The sequence below is a fragment of the Microbacterium sp. Leaf351 genome (genome assembly GCF_001423825.1).
GTDB lineage: Bacteria > Actinomycetota > Actinomycetes > Actinomycetales > Microbacteriaceae > Microbacterium > Microbacterium ginsengisoli.
On sequence record NZ_LMPK01000001.1, the window covers coordinates 85,922 to 92,661 of the forward strand.

6 protein-coding genes are annotated in these 6,740 nt (G+C 69.6%); 4 read left to right on the forward strand and 2 right to left on the reverse strand.

Annotation, left to right across the window (positions count from 1 at the left end; genetic code table 11):
* A partial coding sequence (locus ASG00_RS00365; RefSeq protein WP_442922552.1) for an SGNH/GDSL hydrolase family protein occupies positions 1–829 on the forward strand: 829 nt, incomplete at its 5' end.
* 96 nt (positions 830–925) lie between these two features.
* Complete coding sequence (locus ASG00_RS00370; RefSeq protein ID WP_045246296.1) at positions 926–1,501, forward strand: hypothetical protein; 576 nt, start codon at positions 926–928, stop codon at positions 1,499–1,501.
* A gap of 1 nt (position 1,502) precedes the next feature.
* On the opposite strand, the gene ASG00_RS00375 is transcribed toward ASG00_RS00370, so the two are convergent.
* A complete protein-coding gene (locus ASG00_RS00375) occupies positions 1,503–2,630 on the reverse strand; it encodes a hypothetical protein (RefSeq protein ID WP_056206076.1) in 1,128 nt (375 codons plus the stop codon).
* Entirely contained in the window at positions 2,627–3,448 is an 822-nt protein-coding gene (locus ASG00_RS18790) for a sensor histidine kinase (RefSeq protein ID WP_442922554.1), read from the reverse strand. Before ASG00_RS18790 ends, ASG00_RS00375 begins: the two co-directional genes overlap by 4 nt.
* A 963-nt stretch (positions 3,449–4,411) precedes the next feature.
* On the opposite strand from ASG00_RS18790, the gene ASG00_RS00385 reads away from it, so the two are divergent.
* Together ASG00_RS00385 and ASG00_RS15950 are read left to right on the forward strand one after the other, a co-directional pair.
* Positions 4,412–5,080 (forward strand): fructose 1,6-bisphosphatase, encoded by a 669-nt coding sequence (locus ASG00_RS00385; RefSeq protein WP_235558998.1) that lies wholly within the window; start codon positions 4,412–4,414, stop codon positions 5,078–5,080.
* Positions 5,081–5,425: 345 nt separating this feature from the next.
* On the forward strand, positions 5,426–6,176 hold a 751-nt coding region (locus ASG00_RS15950; RefSeq protein WP_235559002.1), incomplete at its 3' end, for a glycosyltransferase family 2 protein.
* Positions 6,177–6,740 lie beyond the last annotated feature (564 nt).

A 6,740-nucleotide genomic window follows, 5' to 3' on the forward strand; every position in this document is an offset into this window, starting at 1 on the left:
ATGGGGCCGCGCGCTGAGGGGCACCGCATGGCGGCGGGCGGGGGCGGCACTCGGCGTCGTGGTCACGGTCGCACTCGTGGCGGCGACATCCACCGCGGTCGCCGTCGCACCGACGCGCTCCAGCGCCGCCGACGCGATCGCCGCCGGCGAAGCCGCCGTCGACGCGGGCACCCCGACGCCCGGCGCGAGCGCACCCGCGGGCGCCGATCCCGCCGCGGCGACGGTCTCCCCGGTCGCCCCGAGCGCGGCCGCGACGAGCCCGCCGATCCCGGGCAGTCAGATCACCGCGATCGGCGACAGCGTGATGCTCGCCTCTGCGCCGAGCCTCATGGCGACGTTCCCCGGCATCTCCGTCGACGCGAAGGTCTCCCGTTCGATGTACGCCGCGCCGGGCATCCTCTCGCAGCTCGCCGCCGACGGGGAGCTGCGTCCCTACATCGTCATCGGACTCGGCACGAACGGCGCGATCAGCCAGAACACCCTCGACGAGATCGTGCGGATCGCCGGACCCGACCGTGCCGTCGTGCTCGTCAACGCGTTCGCGCCGCGATCATGGATCCCCGGCGTCAACGACGAGCTGCGCGCGTTCGCGCGCCAGCATCCGGGCGTCTCGCTCGCCGACTGGTACGATGCGATCTCGCCGCACGTCGACCTTCTCGCGGGCGATCAGATCCACCCCGGCGGAGCCGGCGGGCGCATCTTCGCCGGGGCGGTCGAGGACGGCCTGTCCCGCGCCGACGCCGAACGCCAGCAGCTGAAGCGGCTCGGGGCGCTCCGCGAGCTCGCCGGGGTGCTGTGCGCCGGCGCGTGCGACCTCGACAACGGCTGAGCGCGCCGCGGCGCCGCATAGACTGGCCCCGCGACGGCAGCACCGTCGCGGAGAGGGGACACCGTGCAGGCGACGGCTCGACGTGCGACCGGGGCGATGATCGCCCTGACTCTGGCCGCGGGGCTCACGGGCTGCGGCATCGCACCGTGGGCCGGCCAGCAGAACAGCACGCCCTCCCCCACGATGACGACGCCGTCGGCCGTGCCGACGCCGGTGTCCAACGACCTCTCGAGCGGCTCGACGCAGCGCACGGTGAAGAGCGGTTCGGTGACGGCCACCGTCAACTACTGGTCGACACTGTCGATGGACCGCTGGAAGGCCGGGGCGCTCAAGCCGATCTCGCTGTCGCTGACCACGACCGTCGACCCGAACGACGGCCAGAAGGTCTATCTGCAGTCGGCGACCATGACCGCGATCCCGCAGGGCTCGAACGGCGAGACGTTCCCCGCGCTGAGCCCGCAGTCGGACACGTCGACGGTTCCGCCGGGCTACCTCGCGCTCTCGCCGTACAGCTACTCCCAGACCTTCACCATCGGCGAGGTCCCGCAGGGAGCGACCTCGGTGCAGATCCAGTTCACCTACGACTTCCTCGTGCAGACGACGCCGACCTCGAGCGAGTACGCGAAGCAGACGGGCAGCGACCTGCTCTCGGTCGCCATCGCGCAGGGCTGAGTCAGGCCACCGGTTCCGTCACGCGGACCCATCGGTCGCCGCCGTCGGCCGATGCCCGTGCGGCACCCGCGCGGGCATCGCGCAGCAACGCTTCCATGTCGTAGCCCGAGGCGTCCACGCTCGACCATCCGACACTGACCGACAGCTGCACGGCGAGCGGTCGCGACGTGTCGAGACGCGACACCTGTGCGCGCAGGTCGTCGAGCGCCGACTCGATCGCGATCGGCGGGCGCATCAGCAGCACGTAGAGGTGCCCGGGCGAGGAGACCGCGATGTCGGCCTCGCTCGGGATGCTCGCGCGCACATCGCGTTCGACCGTATCGACGATGCGCCAGAACAGGCTGCCTCCGGCGGCGATCCGCAGGTCGTCGACGTCGTCGAGGCGGATGGAGAGCACCGACCAGGCCCGCTCGCCCCGGTCGGCCGCCCGCGCGAGCTTGTCGCCGCCGCCGGCGATGAACGCGGCGAGCCCCGTCGGGACACCGGATGCCGCGGCCCCGCGCCCGACCGCGAGCCACAGCAGCGTCACCAGGGCGCAGACGATGTAGATCATCGCGCCGACGCTGTCGAGCACCCGCAGGATGCCGAGGTCCTCGGGGCCACGCGGGCGGGCGATGATGCTGTGCACGAGGTTGCCTGCGGCGACGACGGTCACGGCGCCGGAGATGAGGGCGAGCGGGAGCAGCATCCCATCGGCACGTTCGGGAATGCGGCGAAGCTCGATGATGCTCAGCAGCGCGAACACCCCTGAGACGGCGTAGGCGGCGGCGAACGCGAGGCCGAACCACTCGTCGGGCACGACCGCGAGCACGGATGCCGCGAGCACCACGTAGAGCACGGGCACGGCCCAGCCCGAGCGCACGCCGCGCCACGAGCGCAGCCCCGACCAGATGAAGATGCCCGCACCGAGGGAGATGCCGAGCGAGAGCCGCCGCAGCGACTCCTCACCGGCACTCTCGGCGTACATCCCGAGGTAGACGCCCGCCGCTCCCGCGACGAAGACCAGCATCCACTGCAGCGTCGCGGGATGGGGACGACGCACGTAGCCGAGGCCCGTCATCAGCACGAGTGCGAGCGTCGCGAGGGTGGCCTGGCCGACGGCGAGTCCGTAGGCGACGGGGTCGTTCATATGAGCACCCAGGCGTCGGAGAGCGGGATACGCATGCGCACCAGCGTGCCCTTGCCCACGGTGCTCTCGAGACCGATCTCGCCGCGATGGGCGACCAGGATCTCCCGCACGATCCCCATGCCGAGCCCCGTGCCCCCGACCCCGCTGTCCTGCGCGGAGCGGGCACGGAAGTACGGCTCGAACACGTGCCCGAGGTCGTCGGCGTCGATGCCCATGCCCGTGTCCGAGACCTCGATGAGCGCGGAGTGCTCGACGGTGCGCGCCACGAGCCGCACCGACCCGTCGGCGCCGGTGTACTTGATCGCATTGCTGAGCACGTTGTCGATGACCTGGCGCAGCCGGAACGCATCGCCGTCGACGAGCAGCCCGCTCTCGATGTCGGCGGTCAGCCGCACCCCGCGCGCCTCCGCCGTCGGGGCGAACGACTCCAGCGACAGACGCAGCAGCTCGGTCAGGTCGACCGCCGACCACACCGGCTCGGCCGAGAATCCGCCGCGGGCGTAGGTCAGCAGCTCGGCGATGAGCGCATCCATCCGGGTGGCCGCGCCCGAGATGACGCGCAGGTGCTCGGCGAGCTGGGGCGCATCGTCGACCTCGTCGAGGGCGAGCTCGGTGTGCCCGGCGATCACGGTGAGGGGGTTGCGCAGCTCGTGCGAGACCACGGTGGCGAGCTTCTCCCGCGCGCGCTCCGATTCGATGAGCGCGGTGACGTCGTGCACGAGGTAGAGGATCGTTGTGTCCTCGTCGAGACCCGCCGGGAGCACGCGGGTCGAGACGCTCAACGCTCGCCATTCACCCTCGCCGTCGAACAGCCACACGCGCTCGTCGTCGAGGGTCTCGCCGCGGCGCGCGCGGGNCGGCTGATCGATGTCCTCGGGGTCGAGGCCGTACAGACGCACGAGGGTCTCGTTGAGGGCGAGCACCTGGCCGCGTGCCGACAGACGCGCCACCCCGATGTCGAGGGCGTTGAACATCTGCGAGACACGGCGCCGCTGCGCCGAGACCCCGTGCAGCGAGTCCTGCAGCTTCGCGGTCTGGCGCCGCAGCAGCTGCTTGAACGCGCGGGTCTGGCGTGCGCTGATCGAGGTGGCGAGCGCCAGGAAGGCGAGCGAGAGGAAGGCCACGATGTAGGCGACCATCGTGCGGCTGTCGGCGTCGGTGAGCATCGCGGACAGCAGCATCGTCGCGCCGATCCCGCCGACACCGAGCATGATCGCCCAGATCGAGAAGAAGGACCCCAGCCAGACGACGGGGAACGCCCACAGGAAGTCGAGCGCGAAGCCCGCATCCCACTGCATGACCCCGATCGCGAGGATGTCGAGGAACGGGACGAGCACGACGATCGGCCGGCCCACCCGATGCCAGGGGAACACCAGCGTGACGACCGTGAGGCCGATGACCCCGCCCGCGCCGATCGCGAATGTGCCCGTCGAGAACTGGGCGGGCTGCAGGGCCAGCATGACCAGCACCACGACGAGTACCACCGCGCCCAGCAGCAGCTGCGTCTGCCAGATCGAGCGCGTCCGCGCACCAGCCACGACCCGAGGCGCGCCGACAGGCGCCCTCAGGCGGCGATCGGGTTCACCGTCCCCAGCGGACATGTGGTCGAGTGTAGCCATGGCCATTGCGTATACTCGTGACGCCCGGGGCGGTGCCGCACGATTCGTCCCGAGCGTGGTTGCGATCTCCTCGCCCGGGAGCCCGCGATCCCCATCCCCACGGTCCGAGAGCTAGGGAGTGTCATGGGTCGTTCGTTGCGTCGCTCCACTCGGCTGGCCGTCGTGGTCGCCCTCTCCGCCATCGTGGTCGCCTCCGCGACGGGGTGCGCGCAGATCGTCGATGCGATCAACGCGCTGTCCGGTCGCAGCGCCACGACCGTCGTGCCGACCGCCGGACCCTCCTCGAGCCCGTCGGCGTCGCTGCTCTACAACTCGGTGTTCACGAGCGACGGCTCGGTGCAGCTCGACACGGACCTCGCCGACAGCCTGGTGCTGGAGCTCAACGTCTGGGCTCAGGACCCGAAGAAGACGCAGGAGTGGACGCCGAGCAACGACAAGCACTTCGGGTTCGCGGTGAACGTCTACGACAAGCGCGTCGACGACAAGGCCGTGCTCGCGCAGAAGCGCAGCGTCTACCTCTCGTCCATCACGATCTCGTCGCAGACCGCGCAGACCTCCGGACAGGTGCAGTCTCCGTTCCAGTTCAGCGCCGACCCGCGCACGATGGTGCCGAGCGACACGCTCCGCTCCGACAAGGGTCTGCTGCTGAACACCTACCAGGGCGGGTTCCTCGTTCCCGACACGGTGATCCACCAGCTCCCCGGCGACACGTACGGGCTCACCCTGTCGTTCACGATGAACGTGTGGGTCGAGGGGCAGGCGAACACCGACACCTCGTTCGGCCAGCAGTCGGTGTATGAGGCGGTTCCGATCGCGATCTTCCACCAATAGCCCGCCCTAGACGGCGGCAGAGGAACGCGAGCGCGGATGCCCCACCTCGGCGTCTTGCGGAAATCTTGCGGAAAGTCTCTGATTTCCGTGCCCGCAGGCCCTCCCGACCTTGCGGATCGCGGGGCATGATGGGTTTTACACGGCGTGAGTCGTGCATTCCCCCATCGCGAGAAAGAGGTCCCGTTGGCTGAGTACCGGCCCACGCCCGCGCCACAGTCGACCGCTGTGACCGGTTACGACCCGNACGGAGCACCCGCCTACGGCGCGCCCAGCTACGCACCGGCACCGGGCTACCCGGCCGACGCCTCGTACGGAGCCGACCAGTTCTCCGAGGACTTCACCGCCGTGCTCGAGGACGGCCAGACGCGCCGCTCCACGATCGGCTGCGTCATCCCGGCGTACAACGAGGAGGAGTCGATCGCCGACGTCATCGAGGGTCTCCTCTCGCAGACGCGCGTGCCCGATGTCATCCACGTCGTGATCAACAACACGACCGACCAGACGGCGAAGATCGCCGCGGAGTACGCGGGACCCCACGAGATCACGACCGACCTGGGCGAGCAGTTCACCGAGGTGTTCGTGCACGACATCGGCAAGAACCCCGACAAGAAGGTGGGCGCCCTCAACTACGGCTACTCGCTCGTCGAGGGCTGCGACTTCCTCCTGGGCGTCGACGGCGACACGATCGCCCACCCGAAGGCGGTCGAGTACCTCGAGACCGAGGCGATGGGCGACTCCCGCATCGGCGGCATCTCGGCGATCTACACGATCGACGACCGGCCGATCAAGGGCCTGCTGGCGAAGTTCCTCATCGCCGGTCAGCGCACTCAGTTCGCCGCCTTCAACCTGCAGAACCTGCTGCGCGGACGCAACATGGCGGTGCTGGGCGGTCAGTTCTCGATCTTCTCGACGAACGCCCTCCGCGACGCGATGAAGGCCAACCACCAGTCGACGCCGTGGGTGAAGGACAGCGAGGTCGAGGACTCGCTCCTCTCGCTGCAGATCAAGAGCGCCGGCTACCTGACCAAGATCAGCCCGTACGCGCGCGCGTACGTGGGCGGCATGACGACGCTGCGCGGCTACGACGCGCAGCAGGNGCCCTTCCACCCCAACCTGCGCCTGCGCTGGTTCGAGAACTTCGGCATGCTGACGAACCTGTTCGTGCGCGTCGCGTTCATCACGCTGCTCGCCGCGTCGCTGTCGATCAACGCGTTCGTGTTCTCGGCGTTCTGGCTCATCCCGCCCGTGGTCGCCATGCTGCTGAACCTGCGCATCGCGCGCACGATGAAGTACTGCGACAACCGCGACGTGCTCTTCGCGGTGCTGTTCTTGCCGGCGGAGATGTTCATGTGGGTGNCGCATCGGCCACTTCCTCCGTTCCTGGAGCCGCTTCCTCTCGAAGAAGAAGGTCGACAACTGGGCCATGCAGGCCAAAGCGGAACGCGGCGGCGGCTCGCTGGGCTACTGGGTGCCGGCGATCCTCCTGATCGCGGTGCTGATCGCGTCGGCCGCGATCTGGAGCATCCTCGGCCCGGTCGCGCAGTCGTCGATCCTGTGGGTCGGATGGCCCATCGTCGGTGTGGTGACCGTGCTGCAGACGCTCCTCATGTTCAGCAAGCTCGTGCGCCGTCACCACGGGTACAAGGTCTGACATCCCGCG